This is a genomic window from Pseudoxanthobacter soli DSM 19599, assembly GCF_900148505.1.
Lineage (GTDB): Bacteria > Pseudomonadota > Alphaproteobacteria > Rhizobiales > Segnochrobactraceae > Pseudoxanthobacter > Pseudoxanthobacter soli.
The window spans coordinates 40946-58561 of sequence record NZ_FRXO01000009.1; the positions used below are offsets into that span (position 1 = coordinate 40946).

Below are 17616 nucleotides of genomic sequence, written 5' to 3' on the forward strand. Positions count from 1 at the left end.
ATAAACGGAGGAAATCCCATGAACGAAGGCTTCGTGAAGACCCCGGAGATCCAGGCCCTGCTCGACCGCGTTGCCGGTGTCGGCGTCCCCGACGGCAACGCGCGGGCGAAGGCCATCGTCCGCGATCTCGTCGAGCATCTCATGGTTCTCGTCGCCCGCTACGAGATCAGCGAGGACGAGGTCTGGCAGGCGGTGAACTTCCTTCAGAAGGGCGCGGGCGAGTTCGGCCTCATCATGCCGGGCATCGGCCTCGAGCATTTCATCGACCTCTATCTCGACGCCCGCGACGCCGAGGCCGGCAAGATCGGCGGCACGCCGCGCACCATCGAAGGCCCGCTTTATGTCGCCGGGGCGCCGCTGGTCGACACCGGAGCGAACCTGACCCAGGACCCGGACGACACCACCACGCTCTACATGACCGGCCGCATCTTCGGGCCGGACGGCGAGGCGGTGAAGGACGCCATCGTCCACGTCTGGCATGCGAACTCGAAGGGCTTCTACTCGCACTTCGATCCGACCGGCGAGCAGACCCCGTTCAACAACCGCCGCCGGCTGCGGGCGGCCGAGGACGGAACCTATTCCTTCCATTCGAAGATGCCGAAGGGCTACTCGGTGCCGCCGAACGGCGCCACCGACCAGCTGATGCAGCTTCTCGGCCGGCACGGCAACCGTCCCGCCCACGTCCATTTCTTCATCGAGGCGCCGGGCTATCGCCGTCTGACGACGCAGATCAATTTCGGCGACGATCCCTTCGCCAAGGACGATTTCGCGTTCGGGACCCGCGAGGGCCTGCTGCCGGTGCCGAACCGCCAGGGCGACAGCGCCCACGTCGCATTCGACTTCCATCTGCAGCGTGCCGACAGCGGCGACGACGAGCGCTTCTCGGCCCGCGAACGCCTCAGCGTCGCCGCCTGAGCCGGACGGGGGGACGGCCGATGACCATGGACGCGCTTCGCCAACGCATCGAAGGCGCGGTTGTGGACGATCCCGACGGCGGCACCTTCCGCTGTCGCCGGGACGTCTTCACCGACCCGGAGATCTTCGCGCTCGAGATGGAGCACATCTTCGAGGGAAACTGGGTCTATCTCGCCCACGAGAGCCAGATCCCCGAGCCGAACGACTATTACACGACCAGCATCGGCCGGACGCCGATCCTCATCACGCGCGGCAAGGACGGCGAGCTCCACGCCTTCATCAACGCCTGCGCCCATCGCGGCGCCACGCTGTGCCGCCGCAAGCACGGCAACAAGGGCAGCTTCACCTGTCCGTTCCACGGCTGGACCTTCAGCAACGCGGGCAAGCTGCTGAAGGTGAAGGATGCCAGGACCGGCGGCTATCCCGAGAGCTTCGACGTCGACGGATCGCACGACCTGACCCCGCTCGCCCGGTTCGCGGACTATCGCGGCTTCCTTTTCGGCAGCCTGAGAAGCGACGTCGAACCGCTCGAAGACCATCTCGGCGGCACCCGCGTCATCATCGACCAGATCGTCGATCAGGCGCCGGACGGCATCGAAGTGCTGCGCGGCAACTCGTCCTACGTCTTCGACGGCAACTGGAAGCTCCAGATCGAGAACGGTGCCGACGGCTATCACGTCAGCACCGTGCACTGGAACTATTCGGCGACGATGGGACGGCGCAACTATGCCGAAGAGGGCACGAGGACCGTCGACGCCAACGGATGGTCGAAGAGCGTCGGAGGCGTCTATGCGTTCGAGCACGGCCATATCCTGCTGTGGACCCGGCTGCTGAACCCCGAGGTTCGGCCGATCCACGGGCATCGGGAAGCCCTGGCGGCCCGGGTCGGGGACGAGCGCGCCGCGTTCATCGTCGGCCAGACGCGCAATCTCTGCCTCTATCCCAACGTCTATCTGATGGATCAGTTTTCCACCCAGATCCGGGTGGTGCGCCCCATCAGCGTCGACCGGACCGAGGTCACGATCTTCTGCTTCGCCCCGAAGAACGAAAGCGCCGAGGACCGACGCCTGCGCATTCGCCAGTACGAGGATTTCTTCAACGTCAGCGGCATGGGGACGCCCGACGATCTGGAGGAGTTCCGGGCCTGCCAGACGGCCTACGCGGGGGCGGGCGCGTTGTGGAACGATCTCAGCCGCGGCGCGACGCGCTGGATCGACGGCCCCGACGACAATGCGCGGGCCATGGGCCTGAAGCCGCTGCTGAGCGGCGAACGCAGCGAGGACGAAGGGCTGTTCCTGCGTCAGCACGAATACTGGGCACAGGCGCTGATCGCCGGCCTCGAGCGGGGCGGTGGAGACGACGGAGCGGCCGCCGCTCCGTGCGCCGAGGAAGGGAGGGACGCGGCATGAGTTCCGCACATGCCAGGTCAGTACCTGCCGGGTCAGTATCCGCCGGGCCGGTCGCTGCCGCGACGCCCGATCGCGAGACGGTGCTCGCCTTCCTTCATCGCGAGGCGCGCCTGCTGGACGATCGGGAATGGGACGAATGGCTGACGTGCTATTCGCCGCGTGCGACGTTCTGGATGCCGAGCTGGGACGACGACGACCGGCTGGTCGAGGATCCGCAGCGTCACGTCTCGCTGATCTATTATCCCAACCGGGAAGGACTCGAGGATCGGGTCTTTCGCATCAAGACCGAACGCTCCGGCGCGAGCACGCCGGAGCCGCGCACCGTCCACATGATCGCGAATGTCGAGATGCTGGCCACCCGCGCCGGCGAGATCGATGTCCGCTTCAACTGGCACACCCTCAGCCATCGCTACATGAAGACGGACCACTTCTTCGGGACGTCCTTCTATACGCTCGATGTGACCGGTGAGAGCCCCTTGATCTCGGCGAAGAAGGTCGTTCTGAAGAACGACTACATCCGTCAGGTCATCGACGTCTATCACATCTGAGCCGCGATACGGCCCGCAAGAGGCTTCGCATGACCTATCGCATCGCACTGAATTTCGAAGACGGAGTGACCCGCTTCATTGAATGCGGCGAGGGCGAGAGCGTCCTCGACGCCGCCTACCGCCACAAGATCAATCTGCCGATGGATTGTTCCGACGGGGTGTGCGGGACCTGCAAATGCCGGTGCGAATCCGGCAGCTACGACCTCGGCGCGGATTTTCTGGAGGAGGCGCTGACGGCGGACGAGGCGGGCGACCGCCTCGTCCTGACCTGCCAGATGAGGGTGAAGTCCGATTGCGTGATCTCGGTGCCGGTGCCCTCGTCGGCCTCCAAGGTGAAGCCGGTCGAGCATTGGGCGACCGTCCGGGCGGTCGACCGGGTGTCGGAGAGCGCCCTGGTGCTGCGCATCGCGCCCGACGACGCCCGCGCGCTGGACTTCCTGCCCGGCCAGTATGTGAACCTCTTCGTACCCGGCACGACCGAACACCGCGCCTATTCGTTCAGCTCCAAGCCCGGGGCGGCGGAGGCGAGCTTCCTCATCCGCAACGTGCCGGGCGGAAGGATGAGCCGCTGGCTTGCGGGCGGCCCGCGGGCGGGCGAGCGGATGCGCATGATCGGGCCGCAGGGGAGCTTCTTCCTGCGCGAGGTCGAGAGGCCCGTCCTGATGCTGGCCGGCGGCACCGGCCTCGCGCCTCTGCTGTCGATGCTGGAGGTGCTTGCCGACCGCGGCACGGATCAGCCGATCCGTCTTCTCTACGGCGTCACCGCGGACGTCGATCTCGTCGAGACGACGCGGATCGCGGCAATCGCCGCCCGGCTGCCGACGCTGACCTACACCTTCTGCGTGGTCGACCCCGGCAGCGCGTGTCCGCGCAAGGGATACGTCACCGATCATCTCGGTGACGAGGACCTCCATGGCGGCGACTGCGATATCTATCTCTGCGGTCCGCCGGTCATGGTCGAAAGCGTGCGCCGCTTCCTGCACGACAAGGCGCTGGTTCCGGCGCGCTTCCTCTACGAGAAGTTCGTCGCCACGGAGGCCGTGCCCGCATGACCGCGTCCGGACGCTTCAGCGGCAAGGTGCTGGTCGTGACCGGCGCGGCACAGGGAATCGGCCGCGCGGTCGCGGCGCGGGCGGTCGCCGAGGGCGGCCATGTGCTGTTCGTCGACCGCGCCGACTTCGTCGAAGAGGCGGCGGCCGAGGCGGGTGGCGAGGCGTTCCGCGCCGATCTCGAGACATATGAGGGGGCGAGCGCCGCCATGGCGGCCGCCGCGGCCCGCTTCGGCGGGATCGACATTCTCATCAACGGGGTCGGCGGCGCGATCCGCATGCGCCCCTATGGAGCATTCGAGCCGGCGCAGATCGAGGCGGAGATCCGCCGCTCGCTGATGCCGACGCTCTGGTGCTGCCATGCCGTGCTTCCCCATCTTCTCGCGCGGAGGGACGGCACCATCGTCAACATCTCGTCGAACGCGACGGCCGGCATTCACCGCGTCCCCTATTCCGCGGCGAAGGGCGGCGTCAACGCGCTGACCCGAAGCCTCGCGATGGAATATGCCGACCGCGGCATCCGCGTCGTCGCGACGGCCCCCGGCGGCACCGAGGCCCCGCCGCGGCGGGTTCCGCGCAATCCCGACGGGGACAGCGCCGACGAACGGCGCTGGATGGCCGATGCCGTGCGGCAGGTGACGGACTCCACCTTTCTGAAGCGGTACGCCACGATCGAGGAACAGGTCGGCCCGATCCTGTTCCTCGCCTCGGACGAGGCGTCCTACATAACAGGCTCGGTGCTGCCCGTCGCAGGAGGCGATCTGGGCTGATGCCGCCGCAGGCAAGACCGCGCGGGGCGGGTTCCGCGGTCCGCCGCTTGCCCGAACGACAACGAGATCAGAAACCACGAGGAAGCGCATGTCATTTCTGGAAGAGGGCCATCTCGACGGTAGGCTTTTCGACGGGCGCTGGCTGCAGGCGCAGGTCGTCCATCCGGCGATCGAACCCGCGACCGGCGACACCCTGGCACAGGTCGGCGAGGCCGACGCCGACGCCATCGCCGCCGCCGCAGCCACCGCGTCCTCCGCACAGCAGGCCTGGGCACGCGGAGCGCCCGGCGAACGCGCACGCGTGCTCTTCGCCGCCGCGGCCATCGCGCGCGACCATCGCGAGGAGATCGTCACCTGGATCATGCGCGAGAGCGGTTCGGTGCGGGCGAAGGCCGAGTTCGAGTGGTCGATCACGGTGAAGGCGATCGAACTCGCGGCGGCCATGCCGGAGCAGGCGCAGGGTCTGGTCCTGCCCAGCGAAGGCGGCAAGCTCAGCCTGGCACGGCGTCGCCCGCTCGGTGTGGTCGGCGTGATCTCGCCGTTCAATTTCCCGCTCTATCTCGCGATGCGCGCCGTCGCGCCGGCGCTGGCCGTCGGCAACGCCGTGGTCCTGAAGCCGGACCCGCGCACGGCGGTCTGCGGCGGCTACGTCATCGCCCGGCTGTTCGAGCTGGCCGGGCTGCAGGCGGGTCTGCTCGCCGTCCTCCCCGGCGCAGGGGTCGCGGGCGCCGCCCTTTGCGCGGACCCGAACGTCGCGATGATCCAGTTCACCGGTTCGACCGGTGCGGGCCGGAAGGTCGGGGAGGCCGCGAGCCGCCATCTGAAGAAGGTCTCGCTCGAACTCGGCGGCAAGAACGCGCTGATCATCCTCGAAGACGCCGACCTCGACCTGGCGGCACGCAACGCGGCTTGGGCCGCCTGGCTCCACCAGGGGCAGATCTGCATGACGGCGGGACGCATCCTCGTCCACGCCGCGATCCTCGATGCGTTCGCCGCGCGGCTCGCCGAGAAGGCGAAGGCGCTGCCCGCCGGCGATCCGATGTCCGGAAAGGTCGCGCTCGGGCCGATGATCGGCCGCTCGCAGCTCGACCATGCCCTCGGCATCGTGAAGCGCAGCGTCGACGCGGGCGCCGAGGTCGTCGCCGGCGGCGACGCCAGCGGCCTCTGCCTCTCCCCGACGGTGCTGCGCGGCGTTCGCCCCGGCATGGCGGCGTTCGATGAGGAGATCTTCGGCCCCGTGGCGGTGCTCGTTCCGTTCTCGACCGACGACGAGGCCGTCGCCCTGGCGAACGATACGGAATACGGCCTGTCGGCCGCGGTCATCTCGCCGGACGTCGGGCGGGCGATGGCGATCGGCGAGAGGCTCCATGCCGGCCTCGTCCACATCAACGACCAGCCGGTCAACGACGACGTGGTCAACCCGTTCGGCGGGGTGGGTGCTTCGGGCAACGGAACGTCGATCGGCGGTCCCGCGAACTGGGAAGCCTTCACCCATTGGCAGTGGATGACGGTGAAGGCCTCCGCCCCCGCTTACCCCTTCTAGAACGCCTTCCGGTCCGGCGGAACGATCGGACCGGCAAGAAATCGACGCAGAGTCAAAGGTTTGGGCTCGTCCTCACCGTTCAGACCGGTTTGACCTGAACGGGATGTGCTGCGGCCCCCACAACATCGATCCAGGGAGAAGACATCCATGACGGCTATGAGGAAGATCGTCGCCGCGGTCGTCCGCGAGAAGGGCGCCGCCTTTCAGATCGAGGACGCCACGATCGGCGAGCCGCGGCCCGGCGAGGTTCTGGTGCGGATCGTGGCGGTCGGCGTGTGCCACACCGACATCATCGTCCGCGACCAATATTATCCGGTGCCGCTGCCCGGCGTTCTGGGCCACGAAGGGTCCGGAATCGTCGAGGCGGTCGGACCCGGGGTCGCTGCCGTGGAGCCGGGCGACCATGTCGTGCTCACCTTCCAGTCCTGCGGTCATTGCGGCCCCTGCGAGTCCGGCCACCCGGCGCATTGCGCCGATTTCTTCGCCCAGAACTTCGGCGGCGGCCGCAAGGACGGCTCGACGGCGACCTGCGACGGGCACGGCCACGCGCTGCATGATCACTTCTTCGGCCAGTCCTCGTTCGGCAGCTACGCCATGGCGCACGAACGCAACGTGGTGAAGGTGCCGAAGGACGCCCCGCTGGAGCTGCTCGGACCGCTCGGCTGCGGCATCCAGACCGGCGCGGGCGCGGTGCTCCGCGCGATGAAAGTCCCGGCGGGCGCGCGCTTCGCCGTGTTCGGATCGGGCGCGGTCGGGCTCAGCGCGGTCATGGCGGCGCGGATCGCGGGTGCCACCACGATCATCGCCGTCGACGTGACGCAGAGCCGGCTGGATCTCGCCCTCACGCTCGGCGCGACCCACGCCATCAACAGCCGCGAGGCCGATCCGGTCGCCAGGATCCGCGAGATCACCGGCGGAGGCGCCGATTTCACACTCGAGAGCAGCGGGCGCCCGGAGGTGCTGCGGCAGGCGATCGACGCGCTCGGCATTCAGGGCACGTGCGGCATCGTCGGCGCACCGAAGCTCGGCACCGAGGCGTCCTTCGACGTCAACATGGTCATGATCCCGGGCAAGCGGATCATGGGCATCGTCGAGGGCGACGCGGTGCCGAAGGTCTTCATCCCCCAGCTCGTCGACCTCTACATGCAGGGACGTTTCCCGTTCGACAAGCTGGTGAAGTTCTACGACTTCGACGAGATCAACCGCGCCGTCGCCGACAGCGAGAGCGGCATCACGATCAAGCCGATCCTGCGCCTGCCGGGCTGATCGGCTAGCGCCGCGCGCACCCCCGGGGCGGACCGCGATGGACCGCGCCGCCCCGGCCTGGAGCGCTTTCCGATCTGATGGACTCATCAGATCGACAAGAAATCGCTCCAGATTCAAAAGCTCGAGCATATCCTTGTCGTTCAGATCCTTCGATCTGAACGGGATATGCTCTAAATTTCGGGCGTCTCGTCGCCGGCCGCATTCGCAGCGCGGCCGAGCGCCGGGATCGTGGCGAAGACCGGCTGGTGGTCGGAGCCGTCGGCATCGGCATCGATGCGGATCGCGAGGCGCGATCCGAGCCATGCCGGCACGAAGATGTGGTCGATCCGGCTGTCCTCGAACGCGCCCTGAGCGGGGTTCGTGTAATAGGTCACCGCAGGCTCACCCGGTCCGGCCGCAGCGGTCCAGGCATCGACGAAGGCCTCGCCCTCCGGCGAGACGAGGGCGGCGAGCGCCGCATAGGCCGCCTCCCCCGGCGCCGTGTTGAAATCCCCCATCAGAACGGTCGCGATCGGCGCCGGCGCCGGCTCGGGACTTTCCCATTCGTGGGCATCCCGGTCGGAGCCGCTCCACGGACCGCCGTCGTCGGCCGCCCCGGCGAGACGGCGGGCGAGCGCGGCGATCTGGTCGAGCCGTTCGGGTTCGCTCAGGTGGCCGAGATGGATATTGAGGAGGCGGAGCGGGCCGGCGGGCGCGGCGATGATCGTCTCGAGGAAGCCGGTCGTCAGGTTGAAGAATGCGCCGCCATCGTGCTTCGGCAGAATTTCGGCGCGTGCCGACAGGATCGGCCAGCGGCTTGCGGTGAGGACGCCGAACTGGCGGCGGGCGTTGCGCACCCGCCCGTCGGCGAGGCGCTCGCTCGCATCGCGATCGAACAGCGGCGCGTAGACGACATGGCGGTCGGGCAGCAGAGCCTCGATGAGGGCGGGCTGATCGTCGCGGCGCGTGCGGGCGAAGCCGCGCTCGACCTCCTGCAGCGCGATCACGTCCGCCGTCGCGACGGTCTTCACCGCGCGGGCGAGGTCGTAGGCCCCGTCCCGGCCGATGCCGTACTGGATGTTGTAGGTCGCAAGCTTCACGCGTCAGCGCCCGTCTGGAGGATCTGACGGCGCGGGCCGCGCGTCGTGTAATGGCGCGGAAAGAACATCGCGAGTTGGGCGAGCGCGATGCGGCGGGCCTCGTTCAGCGTCAGCGGCAAGGTGAGGTCGGTGAGATCGATCCAAAGCCCGGCGAGGGAACTGTCGATGAGGCGTGCGACGGTGCGGGCATCGCGATCCTCGTAGGCGCCCTCCTCGATGATCGCACGGCAGAGTTCGATCAGGGTGGCGTAGGCGGCCACCGTCTCGGCCTTGAACTGGCGGATATAGGGCTGCCGGCCGGCCGAAGCCGTCCACAACGCGCGCCACGCCGCGAGCTTGCGCGGGGTGCAGACGGGTTCGGAGAACTCCGCTTCGACGAGCGCCCACAGGCGATCGGCGGCCCGCGGGCCGGCGCCCTCGCGCGCATCGCCGAGCGCCCGGAAATAGTCGTTCCCGAGCGTGCGCAGCGTCTCTTCCAGCAGACCGTCCTTGCTCTTGAAATGCAGCATCACCAGAGCCGGCGAGACGCCCGCGGCGCGGGCGACATCGGCAATGGTGAGGCTTTCGAGCCCGGCCCCGTTGGCGCCGTGGGCGGCGAGCACATCGATCACCGCCTCGACGATCTGCTCCATCCGCTCGCGGGCGGGCACCCGCCTTTTGGGGCTGCGGCGGACGGGCGGAGCGGCCGGTGTCGATTCGGTCTGGTCAGCGTGTCTCATGACTATTGATATGAATGCTCGTTCATGAGTTGTCTAGAGCTGAGCCGGGTGCCCCCCCGCCCGAAGCGGTAAGCGAATCGTCATAAAACCGCAAAAATAGCGGCGCACGTTGCCACCGGGCACGCAGCGGAGAGATGAATATCCGGCGTTGCCATTCCTGAATGAATGTTCATATAGTTCGAGCCGACGGCCTCATGAAGCGGAGTGGGACGATGAAGAAGACGGTTGCCCGCCTGTGCCTGTCGCTTGCCCTCCTGGGCGCGTCATGGGGCACGCTCGCCGGCCCGGCCGCGGCCGGCGGCACCTTGCGCCTCACGCACGATCTCGGCATGGGCGGCGCGGAAACCCTCGATCCCTACGATCCGAACCGCTTCTGGCCGACGATGAATCTGGTGTTCGACCGGCTCGTCGCCCCGAGCCCGAAGGGTGAGGCGGTGCCGGAACTCGCGGTCTCCTGGAGCGCCAGCCCGGACGTCAGGACATGGACCTTCAAGCTGCGTCCCGGCGTCACCTTTCAGGACGGCACGCCGTTCACCAGCGAGGACGTCGTCTATTCGATCGGCCGCATGACCGATCCGACGTTCAATTCACCGGTGCGCTCGGTGCTCGGCATCATCAGGCAGGCGAAGGCGATCGATCCGCTGACCGTCGAGCTCGACCTCTCGACTGGCGAGGCCGACCTGCCGCTCCTCCTCGCGGATTACCGCGCGCTGATGACGAAGAAGGGATCCGCCGGCAGCTTCAAGGATCACCCCGTCGGCACCGGACCGTTCAAGGTCGAGTCGATCTCTGTCGAAGGCACCACCGTGCTCGACGCCTATCCCGGCTACTGGCGCGGCAAGCCGCATCTCGACAAGGTCGAGGTGGTGGCGATCGCCGACAGCGCCGCCCGCATCCAGGCGCTGCTCGGCAACCAGGTCGACCTCCTGCTCACCATCGATCCGAAGCAGGCTCCGCTGGTCGACCACAACCAGGCGATCACCACCCAGCATGTCGCGACCGGCGACTGGAACGGGCTGATGATGCGCGTCGACGAGAAGCCTTTCGACGACCCGCGGGTGCGCAAGGCGATGCGCATCGCGGTCGACCGCGCCGCCCTCACCACACTCGTCCTCGGCAAGGATGGCGGCGTGCCGACCTGCGACGATCCCGTCTGGCAGGGGGACCAATATTCCTGGCAGGGCACGTGCGGCCGCGACGTCGAAGGCGCCCGGAAGCTGCTCGCCGACGCGGGCTATCTGGACGGCATCGACGTCGAACTGATGACGAGCGACGTGGAAGAGAACATGGTCGCGATCGCCGAAGCCTATCAGGCGCAGGCGAAGGACGCCGGCATCCGGGTCAAGGTCACGACGACCGCCTCCGACGGCTACTGGGACAAGGTGTGGATGAAGATGCCCTTCTTCGTCGACAGCTGGGGCCAGCGGCCGGCGACCCAGGTGCTCAACGAGGGCTGGCGGTCCGGCTCGCCCTGGAACCCGACCCATCAGGCCGATCCCGCCTTCGACAAGATGCTCGACGATGCCCGCGGCGAACCGGATTTCGCCAAGCGCCGGGACCGTTACCTCGCCGTGCAGGAGAAGCTCTATGAGATCACCGGCGGCCTGATCCCCTACCACAAGGTCATCCTTCGCGCGATGTCGTCCCATGTAAAAGGCCTCGACCCGGTGCTGGTCGACTGCATCCGGTGGGATCTCGTCTCGATGGACGAGTGACCGCGGCGACCTGAAGCGAGCCCGCCGGCATCCCCCGGTCGGGCTTGCCGGCCACCGCCGCGCCCCCGCAGGCGGTGGCCCCCTCTTCCCGGCTTCCCTCAAGAGGCAGCGCGCCGCGTCCGATGATCGTCCTCGAACGTCTCCTCTCGACCCTCGCGAGCCTCGCCCTGGTCGCCATCCTGATGTTCGGCGCGCTGGAAGCGCTGCCCGGCGACATGTGCACGGCCTATCTCGGCAAGCTCGCCACGGCGGAGGCGGTCGCCCAGTGCCGCGGCGCCCACAGGCTGGATCAGCCGGCGTGGGAACGCTTCGGCCATTGGGCCGGCGGTGTCCTCACCGGCGATCTCGGCCGCGCCCTCAAGCGCGACGAGAGCGTGGTCTCGATCATCGGCCCGCGACTGCGCAACACCCTCGTGCTCGCGCTGGCGGCGGCGGCGATCAGCTTCCCCCTCGCCCTCGGCCTCGGCGTCGCGGCCGGCCTCAAGCGCGACGGGCCGGTCGATCTCGCGATCTCCGCGACGGCGCTCGTGGCGATGACGATCCCCGATTTCGTCGCCGCGACCGCGCTGGTGCTCGTCTTCAGCGTCTGGCTCGGCTGGGTGCCGGGCATCGTGACGGTGCCGCCGGACGGGCCGATCCTGTCGCTTCTGCCCGGCCTGGTGCTGCCGGCGACGGCGCTTGCGCTCATCCTCTCCGCCCACGTGCTGCGCATGGTCCGCGCCTCGGTGATCGAGGTGGCGGCGAGCCCCTATGTTGAGGCGGCGCGCCTGCGCGGGGTGGGGCCGTTCGCCCTCGTGCTGCGCCATGTCCTGCCGAATGCGCTCATTCCGGCGATCGCGGTGATGGCCCTGACGCTTGCGGGCCTGATGACCGGCGTCGTCGTCATCGAGGTCGCGTTCAATTATCCCGGCCTCGGCCGGCTGATGATGAACGCGGTCTATGACCGCGACCTGCCGCTCGTGCTCGGCGTTTCGCTGGTGCTCGCGGCGATCTATCTGGGCCTCGGCCTTCTCGCCGACCTCGTCACGATCGCGGTCGACCCGCGGCTGCGCAGCGCGCTCGGGAGGGGGCGATGAGCGTGGACGCGGCGCCTCCCATGCCCCGGACCGCCGGCGTCCTGCGCCGTCTGCTGCGTGGCGTCCGGCGTTTCACAGCGAGCGTCGTGCGGCAACCATCAGGCGCGATCGGCCTGGCGCTGGTTCTTCTCCACATCGCGGTCGCGCTCGGCTCGCCATGGATCGTGCCGTACGATCCGACGGCTCAGGACCCGAACGCCATGTTCGCGGGCCCCTCGCCGGAGCATTGGCTCGGCACCGACGCGCTCGGCCGCGACGTGCTGACCCGCACGCTGCTGGGCGGCCGCGAGGCGCTCGCGGTGACGGCGATCGCGGCTGCGGTCGCGCTCGCCTGGGGCGGCGCGCTCGGCATCGCGGCCGGAACACTCGGCGGCCTCGCCGACCGCATCGTGATCCAGATCATCGACGCCTTCCTGGCGCTTCCCTGGCTCGTGTTCGTCGCCGCGATCGCGAGCGTCGTCGGGACCGGCACCTGGCTTCTCGTCCCCGCGCTCGCCTTCTTCTATGGGCTGCCCATCGTCCGGGTGGCGCGAAACGCCGCGCTGGAGGTCGAGGCACGGGACTTCGTCACCGCCGCGCGCGCCCGCGGCGAGAGCACCTTCGCGATCCTGCGGCTCGAGGTCATGCCGAACGTCCAGGACGTTCTCCTCGTCGAGGGCGCGATGGAATGGTCGTGGATGCTGATCGCCTTCTCCTCCCTCTCCTTCCTCGGCTTCGGCGTGGCGCCGCCGAACCCCGACTGGGGCCTGATGATCTCCGACGCCCGCCTCTATCTGACGGTGATCCCGTTCGCCGCGCTCGGCCCGATGGTGGCGCTGGCGAGCCTCGTCATCGGCATCAACCTTCTCGTCGGGGCCGTGTCGCGCAGCGCCGGCATCGAGATCCACCAGGGCGTCGAGGGACGGTGATGGACGAGCCGCCTCTCCTTTCCGTCCGCGGTCTCACAATCGGCACGGCATCGCCCGATCCGGCCGCTCCGACGATTCTCGACGACGTCGACCTGACCCTCGCCCGCGGCGAGACGCTCGGCATCGTCGGCGAATCGGGCAGCGGCAAGAGCACACTGCTTCTGGCCCTGCTCGGTCACACCCGGCGGGGGCTCGCGATCCGACGCGGCAGCGTCCGCTTCGACGGCATCGAACTGGTCGGAGCCGACGCGAGCGCATTGCGGACCTTGCGCGCCCGGCGCATCGGCTTCGTGCCGCAGATCGCGGCGACCGCCCTGAACCCGGTCGCGCGCATCGGCGCGCTGATGGACGAGGCCCTGGCACTCGCCGGAATGACACAGCAAGCGGCACGCCGCGAACACGCCATCGATCTTCTGGACCGGGTGCGCCTGCCGCGCCCGCGCGACCTTCTCGATCGCTATCCCCATCAGATCTCGGGCGGGCAGCAGCAGAGGGTGGCGATCGCGCTCGCGCTCGCCGGCGAGCCCGATCTCGTCGTGCTCGACGAGCCGACGAGCGCGCTCGATCCGGCGACCCGCGTGGAGATCCTCCGTCTCCTCAAGGGGCTCATCGCCGCGCGCGGCACCGCCATGGTCTATGTCAGCCACGATCTGGGGGTTATCGCGGACGTTTCCGACCGCATCGCCGTGCTCTATGCCGGAGAGGTCGTCGAGGAGGCCCCGACCCGGGCCGCGATGCGCCGGCCGGGTCATCCCTATCTCGCCGGCCTGCTCGCCAGCCTGCCGCGGCTCGACGACGGGCACCTGCCCGCCGCGATCCCCGGCGCGCCGCCGCAGCCGGGACGTCGCCCCGCCGGCTGCCGCTTCGCGCCGCGCTGCGCGCTCGCCGAACCCGCGCACTGCTCCGACCGCGTGCCGCTGCAAGCGATCGCGCCCGACCGCCGCGTGCGCTGTCGCTTCCCCGACACGGCCCGCGAGGCCGCCCGGGCCGCGAGCCCCGTGCGGACCCCGCCGCCGGACGGCGCGCCGATCCTCGCGATCGACGGTGTTGCGGTGCGCTACAAGGCGACGGGCCTCGCCAACATCTTTTCGCGCGCGCCGGCGCGAACGGTCGTCGAACGGATCTCGCTCGGCATCGCCCCCGGCCGCACTCTCGGCCTCGTCGGGGAATCGGGCAGCGGCAAGTCCACGATCCTGAAAGCGATCGCGGGCCTGATCACGCCGGACGAAGGCTCGATCCGCTTCGACGGCGCGCAGATCGCGGGCCCGGTCGCGCGGCGCTCCCCGGCGACGCGCCGCCGCATCCAGCTGATCTTCCAGAACCCCGACGCCTCGCTCAATCCGCGGCAATCGATCCGCGAAATCATCGCGCGGCCGATCCGGCTCTATTTCGCGCCCGGGCCGGCGGAGGTCGAGCGGCGCGTGCGCGCCCTCGCCGACGGGGTGCGGCTGACGGCGCGTCATCTCGACCTGCTGCCGACACAGCTTTCAGGCGGCGAGAAGCAGCGCGTCGCGATCGCCCGCGCCTTCGCGGCCGAGCCCGACCTGATCCTCGCCGACGAAGTGACCTCGGCCCTCGACGTCTCGGTGCAGGCGGCGATCGCCGGCCTTCTCGCCGAGATGGTGGCCGAGCGGGGCGCGGCGATGGTGTTCGTCTCCCACGACCTCGCGCTGGTGCGCGTGCTCGCCGACGAGGTCGCCGTGCTCGAAGGCGGGCGCATCGTCGAAGCCGGCCCCGTGGCGCCCCTGTTCGCAGCACCGCGCAGCGACGTCACACGCGCGCTCCTCGCCTCGGTGCTCCTGCCGGCGTGAGGGAGCCGAGTTCGAAAGGGGGGGCGATGCCGATCCGGCCGAAGCCGGCGATCAGGACGCCTGTTCCCGCTGCCGAAGCGCACCGATCAGCCGGTGGAGGGTGTCCATGGTCGAGCGGTCCGCGACGCCGTCGACCCGCGCGGGGCGGAAATGGCGCTGGAACGCGGTGACGGCGAGGCTGGTGCGGGCATCGAACACGCCGGTGAGATCGACCTCGTAGCCGTAGAGCGCCAGCATCCCCTGCAGCGCGCGCACGGGAAGGCCCTCGTCGCCCGGCCGGAATGCCGGCCCCTCCGCCGAGAGCGGCGCCGGCGGCACCCAGTGGCCGATACCGGCGGCGGCGAGCGTTTCCCAAGGAAACAGCTCACCGGGATCCTGCTTGCGGTCCGGCGCGACGTCGGAATGGGCGAGGATGCGGTCCGGCGCGATCCTGCGATGGGACAGGATCGCCTTGACGAGCACGACGAGGGCTTCGATCTGCGCGTCCGGGAATGGGCGATAGCCGAACTCGTGGCCGGGATTGACGATCTCGATGCCGATGGAGGCGTCGTTGAGGTCGCGCTCGCCGCGCCAGAACGACACCCCGGCGTGGTTGGCGCGCATGGGCTCGGCGACCATGCGCACGATGCTGCCGTCCTCGTCGACAACGTAATGGCAGGAGACGACCGCCTCGCGGTCGCTGAGGCGGGCGATCGCGGCCTCGGCGCTCTCCATGCCGGTATAATGCAGGATCAGCATATCCGGCTTGCGGCCGCCCGGCCGCTCGCGGAAGTTCGGCGAGGGCACGTCGCGGATGGTGAGATCGGCCAGCGTCTTCATAGCCCGCGCTCCTTGCTGATGCGGTCCCAGGCGACGTTGATCGCGGCCAGGCGGTCCGTGGCGATGCGCACGAACTCCGGCGGCACGCCGCGGGCGATCACGCGGTCGGGGTGATGTTCCATGACGAGACGACGGTGGTGGCGCTTCAGCTCCTCGTCGCTCATGGACGGGTCGGCGCCGAGCACGGTGTAGGGATCGGGCGGCGCGCCCATGACGTAGGCGGCGCGGATGCGGGCGAACACGGAGTCGGGCAGGCCGAAGATCTCCGAGACGCGGGCGAGATAGAACAGCTCGGCCTCATGCAGCGTGCCGTCGGCGCTCGCCACCATGAACAGGACTTCGAGCACGTCCTCCAGCGTCGCAGGGTCCCCGGCGAACAGGTCGGCGATGCGGCGGGCGTAGATGTCGTAGCCGGCGACATCCTGCTGGGCCAGGCGGAACAGCCGCTCGACGTGTGCCTCCTCGCCCGGCGGCACCTCGAAATGGCGCCAGAACGCACGCTCCTCGCTTGCCGTCACAACGCCGTCGGCCCCCGCCATCTTGGCGGAAAGCGCGATGATCGCGACGGTGAAGGCGACGGAACGGCGATGCGCGCCATCCCCCAGGATCGGCGTCAGCACACGGTCCATCAGGCCGGCCCCTCCGGTCCCGACCGCATGGACAAAGTCTCCGATCCGCGTCCAGATCGACATGACGCCCCATTCTCCCCCGAAGGAACGGCCCGCCCGCGGGGAGCGGCCACGCGAGAGAACACCACCCGAGGCCGCCATCGGCCGGCCAACGGGACTCCTGCCCCGAATTCAACGATGCGAGCATAGTTCCGACATCGGCATCGTCTCGATCCGAAGGGAACATGCCCGGGCCATACCGCAGGAGCCCCTGCCGGCGGCGGCGCCCGTTCCGGCGCGTCTCATCCGTGACGCTGGAGCATGACGCGTTCAGATCGAACCGATCTGAACGACAAGGATATGCTCAAGCTTTTGAATCTGGAGCGATTTCTGGTCGATCTGATGTTGCCATCAGATCGGAAAGCGCTCCAGGTCACGACAGCAACGAACGGGGTCGGTGCACGGGAGAGGAACCGTGTGGCGGCCCGAGGCCCTCAATAGACCATCGACGGGCCGGTTTGAAGGGCCGGACGGGTTTGGCGCGCAGACGGGTTCGGCGCGCATCGGGGTTCCGCCGCGCGCCGGTTCGACCGCGTCGACGGTGGGGGATCGACCATCGAGGAAAGGCGCCGGCCCTTCAGGCAGCGGCGCCCGGCCGGGAAGACCCGAAAGCCGGCGTCCGACCGGCCCGGTTTCGGGCCGGATTGGCAGGGGGCGGATCGGGAGAGGCCGTCGAGCGGGCCCGTCAGTCGAAGACCTGCTCGATCCTGAGCGTGATCTTGCCGGTTTCGTTGGTGAACACCACCGAGCCGTCGTCGGCGCGGTTGATCTGGTGGGCGGTGCCGACATCGCGCAGGATCGCGGTTTCGAGGGCCATCACCGGTGCGGCGCACGCCTTGCGGGTGGTCCTCAGCGGCCCGACGGCGACGGTCTGCGCGCCGGTGCCGTGAAACATGTACGGCCCCTTGAAGGTGTTGCAGCCGGCGAAGCCGGAGATCGTCGCGTCCTTGAAGGTGATCTTGAGGCCGCTGTCCTTCGGAACGGGCTTGCCGTCCACGTCGACGATGCGCCAGTTGCCGTCGAGCCCGCCGCCGCCGGCCATCGCGCTTCCAGAGATCATGGCGCTTCCGCAGGCCGCGATGACAGCCACGGCGGCGACCGCGGCAAGGCGCGGGGAACGGCGAAGCAGTCGGTACGTCATCTTGAACCTTCCCGAGTGTGGTCGTCTAAGTGTGGTCTTGCGAATTGTGTCTTGCGAGCGCCGTCTTCGAAGGTGCGCGCGTTTCGTCACCGCTGTGCGACGGATCTTGTCCCGATCTCAGGCGTTTTCACGGCGCGCGAACGGACGGATGACGCCACGCCCGCGCCATGATCGCGTCGC

The 17616-nt window shown here is 69.0% G+C and carries 16 protein-coding genes; 11 read left to right on the forward strand and 5 right to left on the reverse strand.

Features of this window, described 5'->3' with window-relative positions; genetic code table 11:
* The first annotated feature begins 18 nt into the window (after positions 1–18).
* The 7 genes from BUF17_RS17975 to BUF17_RS18005 all read left to right on the forward strand — a co-directional run bounded on the left by BUF17_RS17975 (position 19) and on the right by BUF17_RS18005 (position 7500).
* Positions 19–915, forward strand: coding sequence for a dioxygenase family protein (locus BUF17_RS17975; RefSeq protein ID WP_073631283.1), 897 nt, complete (start codon positions 19–21; stop codon positions 913–915).
* Positions 916–941: 26 nt separating this feature from the next.
* Positions 942–2324, forward strand: a complete 1383-nt coding sequence (locus BUF17_RS17980; protein ID WP_244530945.1) for a Rieske 2Fe-2S domain-containing protein — start codon at positions 942–944, stop codon at positions 2322–2324.
* Positions 2321–2872: a benzoate 1,2-dioxygenase small subunit gene (benB, locus tag BUF17_RS17985; protein WP_084564874.1), complete on the forward strand. Its 552-nt coding sequence runs from the start codon at positions 2321–2323 to the stop codon at positions 2870–2872. The genes BUF17_RS17980 and benB overlap by 4 nt, the downstream gene beginning before the upstream one ends.
* 29 nt (positions 2873–2901) lie before the next feature.
* Entirely contained in the window at positions 2902–3924 is a 1023-nt protein-coding gene (gene benC, locus BUF17_RS17990) for a benzoate 1,2-dioxygenase electron transfer component BenC (protein ID WP_073631289.1), read from the forward strand.
* Positions 3921–4691: a benzoate diol dehydrogenase BenD gene (gene benD, locus BUF17_RS17995; RefSeq protein ID WP_073631291.1), complete on the forward strand. Its 771-nt coding sequence runs from the start codon at positions 3921–3923 to the stop codon at positions 4689–4691. Before benC ends, benD begins: the two co-directional genes overlap by 4 nt.
* 88 nt (positions 4692–4779) lie before the next feature.
* Positions 4780–6234 carry a benzaldehyde dehydrogenase gene (locus tag BUF17_RS18000; protein ID WP_073631293.1) on the forward strand — a complete coding sequence of 485 codons (1455 nt, stop codon included), beginning with the start codon at positions 4780–4782 and terminating at the stop codon, positions 6232–6234.
* 156 nt (positions 6235–6390) lie between these two features.
* A complete protein-coding gene (locus BUF17_RS18005) occupies positions 6391–7500 on the forward strand; it encodes a zinc-binding dehydrogenase (protein ID WP_073631295.1) in 1110 nt (369 codons plus the stop codon).
* Between the two features lie 170 nt (positions 7501–7670).
* Here the strand turns inward: BUF17_RS18005 and BUF17_RS18010 are convergent, their stop codons facing one another.
* Both BUF17_RS18010 and BUF17_RS18015 read right to left on the reverse strand, forming a co-directional pair.
* Positions 7671–8579 carry an endonuclease/exonuclease/phosphatase family protein gene (locus tag BUF17_RS18010; RefSeq protein WP_073631297.1) on the reverse strand — a complete coding sequence of 303 codons (909 nt, stop codon included), beginning with the start codon at positions 8577–8579 and terminating at the stop codon, positions 7671–7673.
* The gene (locus tag BUF17_RS18015) at positions 8576–9229 is read right to left on the reverse strand and encodes a TetR family transcriptional regulator (protein ID WP_175563739.1); all 654 of its coding nucleotides are present in this window, start codon (positions 9227–9229) and stop codon (positions 8576–8578) included. Before BUF17_RS18015 ends, BUF17_RS18010 begins: the two co-directional genes overlap by 4 nt.
* Positions 9230–9510: 281 nt before the next feature.
* Here BUF17_RS18015 and BUF17_RS18020 point away from each other — a divergent pair, with 281 nt between their 5' ends.
* From BUF17_RS18020 to BUF17_RS18035, 4 genes are all read left to right on the forward strand, one after another.
* The gene (locus tag BUF17_RS18020) at positions 9511–11013 is read left to right on the forward strand and encodes an ABC transporter substrate-binding protein (RefSeq protein ID WP_175563740.1); all 1503 of its coding nucleotides are present in this window, start codon (positions 9511–9513) and stop codon (positions 11011–11013) included.
* A 122-nt stretch (positions 11014–11135) separates the two neighbouring features.
* The gene (locus tag BUF17_RS18025; RefSeq protein WP_073631300.1) at positions 11136–12089 is read left to right on the forward strand and encodes an ABC transporter permease; all 954 of its coding nucleotides are present in this window, start codon (positions 11136–11138) and stop codon (positions 12087–12089) included.
* The gene (locus BUF17_RS18030) at positions 12086–12997 is read left to right on the forward strand and encodes an ABC transporter permease (protein WP_210215471.1); all 912 of its coding nucleotides are present in this window, start codon (positions 12086–12088) and stop codon (positions 12995–12997) included. The genes BUF17_RS18025 and BUF17_RS18030 overlap by 4 nt, the downstream gene beginning before the upstream one ends.
* Positions 12997–14808, forward strand: a complete 1812-nt coding sequence (locus tag BUF17_RS18035) for an ABC transporter ATP-binding protein (RefSeq protein WP_084564880.1) — start codon at positions 12997–12999, stop codon at positions 14806–14808. Before BUF17_RS18030 ends, BUF17_RS18035 begins: the two co-directional genes overlap by 1 nt.
* 51 nt (positions 14809–14859) lie before the next feature.
* Here BUF17_RS18035 and BUF17_RS18040 read toward each other — a convergent pair whose 3' ends face one another.
* The 3 genes from BUF17_RS18040 to BUF17_RS18050 all read right to left on the reverse strand — a co-directional run bounded on the left by BUF17_RS18040 (position 14860) and on the right by BUF17_RS18050 (position 17436).
* Positions 14860–15627: a peptidoglycan recognition protein family protein gene (locus BUF17_RS18040; protein WP_073631302.1), complete on the reverse strand. Its 768-nt coding sequence runs from the start codon at positions 15625–15627 to the stop codon at positions 14860–14862.
* Complete coding sequence (locus tag BUF17_RS18045; protein ID WP_342186201.1) at positions 15624–16256, reverse strand: molecular chaperone DjiA; 633 nt, start codon at positions 16254–16256, stop codon at positions 15624–15626. The genes BUF17_RS18040 and BUF17_RS18045 overlap by 4 nt, the downstream gene beginning before the upstream one ends.
* A 724-nt stretch (positions 16257–16980) precedes the next feature.
* A complete protein-coding gene (locus tag BUF17_RS18050; RefSeq protein WP_073631306.1) occupies positions 16981–17436 on the reverse strand; it encodes an META domain-containing protein in 456 nt (151 codons plus the stop codon).
* Between the last annotated feature and the right edge of the window lie 180 nt (positions 17437–17616).

Bases quoted from the DNA above. Each gene is read 5' to 3' on its own strand.
- BUF17_RS17975 (WP_073631283.1), top strand. From the start codon at position 19: ATGAACGAAGGCTTCGTGAAGACCCCGGAGATCCAGGCCCTGCTCGAC.
- BUF17_RS17980 (WP_244530945.1), top strand. From the start codon at position 942: ATGGACGCGCTTCGCCAACGCATCGAAGGCGCGGTTGTGGACGATCCC.
- benB (WP_084564874.1), top strand. From the start codon at position 2,321: ATGAGTTCCGCACATGCCAGGTCAGTACCTGCCGGGTCAGTATCCGCC.
- benC (WP_073631289.1), top strand. From the start codon at position 2,902: ATGACCTATCGCATCGCACTGAATTTCGAAGACGGAGTGACCCGCTTC.
- benD (WP_073631291.1), top strand. From the start codon at position 3,921: ATGACCGCGTCCGGACGCTTCAGCGGCAAGGTGCTGGTCGTGACCGGC.
- BUF17_RS18000 (WP_073631293.1), top strand. From the start codon at position 4,780: ATGTCATTTCTGGAAGAGGGCCATCTCGACGGTAGGCTTTTCGACGGG.
- BUF17_RS18005 (WP_073631295.1), top strand. From the start codon at position 6,391: ATGAGGAAGATCGTCGCCGCGGTCGTCCGCGAGAAGGGCGCCGCCTTT.
- BUF17_RS18020 (WP_175563740.1), top strand. From the start codon at position 9,511: ATGAAGAAGACGGTTGCCCGCCTGTGCCTGTCGCTTGCCCTCCTGGGC.
- BUF17_RS18025 (WP_073631300.1), top strand. From the start codon at position 11,136: ATGATCGTCCTCGAACGTCTCCTCTCGACCCTCGCGAGCCTCGCCCTG.
- BUF17_RS18030 (WP_210215471.1), top strand. From the start codon at position 12,086: ATGAGCGTGGACGCGGCGCCTCCCATGCCCCGGACCGCCGGCGTCCTG.
- BUF17_RS18035 (WP_084564880.1), top strand. From the start codon at position 12,997: ATGGACGAGCCGCCTCTCCTTTCCGTCCGCGGTCTCACAATCGGCACG.
- BUF17_RS18040 (WP_073631302.1), bottom strand. From the start codon at position 15,627: ATGAAGACGCTGGCCGATCTCACCATCCGCGACGTGCCCTCGCCGAAC.
- BUF17_RS18045 (WP_342186201.1), bottom strand. From the start codon at position 16,256: ATGGACCGTGTGCTGACGCCGATCCTGGGGGATGGCGCGCATCGCCGT.
- BUF17_RS18050 (WP_073631306.1), bottom strand. From the start codon at position 17,436: ATGACGTACCGACTGCTTCGCCGTTCCCCGCGCCTTGCCGCGGTCGCC.